This window comes from Alkalicoccus luteus (genome assembly GCF_012034335.1).
Lineage (GTDB): Bacteria > Bacillota > Bacilli > Bacillales > Salisediminibacteriaceae > Alkalicoccus > Alkalicoccus luteus_A.
Genome location: NZ_JAATHJ010000059.1, coordinates 1 through 2,399 on the forward strand (window position 1 = coordinate 1; position 2,399 = coordinate 2,399).

At 46.1% G+C, this 2,399-nt stretch carries 2 protein-coding genes; both read left to right on the forward strand.

Translation table 11 applies throughout. The features are described 5' to 3' along the window. Window positions 1-382: 382 nt before the first annotated feature. Window positions 383-952, forward strand: a complete 570-nt coding sequence (cudC, locus tag HCN83_RS17810; RefSeq protein WP_168009760.1) for a choline uptake/conversion transcriptional regulator CudC — start codon at window positions 383-385, stop codon at window positions 950-952. 44 nt (window positions 953-996) lie between these two features. Continuing rightward, window positions 997-1,920 (forward strand): glycine betaine ABC transporter substrate-binding protein, encoded by a 924-nt coding sequence (locus HCN83_RS17815; protein ID WP_246238302.1) that lies wholly within the window; start codon window positions 997-999, stop codon window positions 1,918-1,920. Window positions 1,921-2,399 lie beyond the last annotated feature (479 nt).

Below are 2,399 nucleotides of genomic sequence, written 5' to 3' on the forward strand. Positions count from 1 at the left end.
GGTGGTGTTGGTTTTGTCGCTTACACACAGGTTCGGCGATTTTTTTCTGTTTCCTTCTATAAATTTTTTCTACACATAAAAAAGGGGCTGTCCCGTCGATAATATCGACTTATGGGACAGCCCCTTTATTAGATTGATCGGCTTTGCGACGGTTTGACGATACATAATTATGCTTTCATACGCGGTTTTCTCCGCTAATTTTTCTGTTTTTTTAGCTCAGGGGGTTTACAAATGAAAATATATAAGTATCATTAAGAACGTTAATTATTTTTTTAACAAACTGAACAGACCGTGCTGTGTTCTCTTATCTGATCTTCCACTCCATTCCGGCAGCAGCAGATGACACGGCCCGATGAGCGATGAATGAAGGAGGTCCTCTCACATGGCAGACTTTCACGAAGAGAAAGCCCGAGAGACGATTGATCACGCGAAAGAGCTGGTCATTGACTCACTGGCAGAAACGATGGATCTTTACGGAGTAACCAGAAGCGCCGGAACCCTGTATGGAACAATGTATTTTGAAGGCGATATGACGCTTGATCAGATGAGAGATGAGCTTGGGATGAGCAAGCCGAGCATGAGCACCGGGGTCCGCAAGCTGCAGGATTTTAACGTCGTCAAAAAAACATTTAAAAAGGGCGAGCGTAAACATACGTATGTAGCGGAACGGGATTTCTTCAAATTTTTCTCCAATTTTTTCAGCAAGAAATGGGACCGCGAAGCCGCTTTAAATCTGGAATCAATCCGGCATGCACAAAAAGAACTGCTGGAGCTTTCCTCACAGGAAAAACTTCCGGAAGAAGTAAGAGAAGAAGCAAAATCAGTGTATACTATATTAGAAGAGTCCAAACCTTATTATTACTGGCTTCAGCGGCTTTCTGCTTCGGTAAAATCCGGAGAAATATTTGATTTGATTCCTTTCTATCCTGAAGAGCAGGATAAAAACGAATAGACGGGGTCCCGGTGGTATCAAAATTTAGCAGGAGGTTGTCACACATGAAAAAGAAGAACATGAACATCTGGAAAACATCAGCGGGTATTGGAGCTGCAGCACTGCTGCTGGCTGCCTGTGGAGAAGAAAACACGGGTGCTGATGAAGATTACAGCCCGGAAGGCCAGGAAATTGAGCTGACGTATGTTGCGTGGGAATCCGAGCTCGCTTCTACGAATGTCATTGCAAAAGTTCTTGAAGAAGCTGGATATGATGTAACGCTCACAGTTGTTGAGCAGGCTCCTATGTGGGTCAGTGTTGCGAATGGTGATGCCGATGGTTTCGTCGGAGCATGGCTTCCATCTGATATGGCTTCTGAGTACGAGCAGTATGGTGATGACATGGTTGACCTTGGTGCTAACCTTGAAGGGAGCCGTACTGGTCTTGCAGTGCCTGACTACATGGATATCACGAGCATCGACGAGCTTTCTTCAGACGTAGTTGATGAAATCATCGGCATTGACGCCGGTGCCGGAATCATGATGTCCACAGAAGAAGTCGTAGACGTATATGATCTTGACATTGATGCTTCACCAAGCTCAGATGCTGCGATGACTGCTGCCCTGGACGCCGCTATTGATAATGAAGACCCGATCGTCGTAACAGCATGGCAGCCTCACTGGAAGTTTAACTCTTACGACATTCGCTTCCTTGAAGATCCGGAAGGCGTCTATGAGGAAGAAGAAGAAATTCGTACGATGGTAAGAGAAGGTCTTGAAGAGGACCACCCGGTTGCATTTGAGATCCTCGACAACTTCTACTGGGATGCTGACGATATGAACGAAGTTATGCTTGATGTAGCTGAAAACGACATGGAAATCGAAGAAGCTGCTCAGCAGTGGATCGATAACAACCGTGAAACAGTTGACGAGTGGCTTGCCGTTGAAGGCGCTGAAACGGACAACGAAGAAGCAGACAACGAAGAATAATACCTGAAACAGGTTTAAGAGCGGCTCTCCATTGCGGAGAGCCGCTCTTTGGCTGTTGACAAACTCATTTTACTTACATGTTTAGTCGTTTGGTTGCGTTTCACCGCTGCTTACCAAGCCTGACATGGACTTGCCTTCAGCTATTTCTCAGGGTGACCTCTGAGAATGGGAGAATGTCACGGTTCCGCGCGGACACAGGCTTTTCGCCCCGAGCGCAGGTCTCGTAGGAAGTGTTGCCTGCAAAAACAACTTTGGGTATGGCAAAACCAACAACGCCCGGCAATTGTAACAGAACGCTCCATGAAACTAACTTATCAGCCGCCAAAAGTAACTTACGCAACTTAACAGACCGTTTGGTGTTAGTCTCTAAAGTGGACGATGATAGGCGTGACAGGTAGACTCAAAGGTAACGCACGATCACGGAGTTCAAAATCTGGGAAGGACGTGAATAGATTGAGCTATCATGTATCGCCAGAATA

What these genes read in the sequence shown, in the direction of transcription:
- HCN83_RS17815 (WP_246238302.1), top strand. Translation starts at nt 997, where the DNA reads ATGAAAAAGAAGAACATGAACATCTGGAAAACATCAGCGGGTATTGGA.
- cudC (WP_168009760.1), top strand. Translation starts at nt 383, where the DNA reads ATGGCAGACTTTCACGAAGAGAAAGCCCGAGAGACGATTGATCACGCG.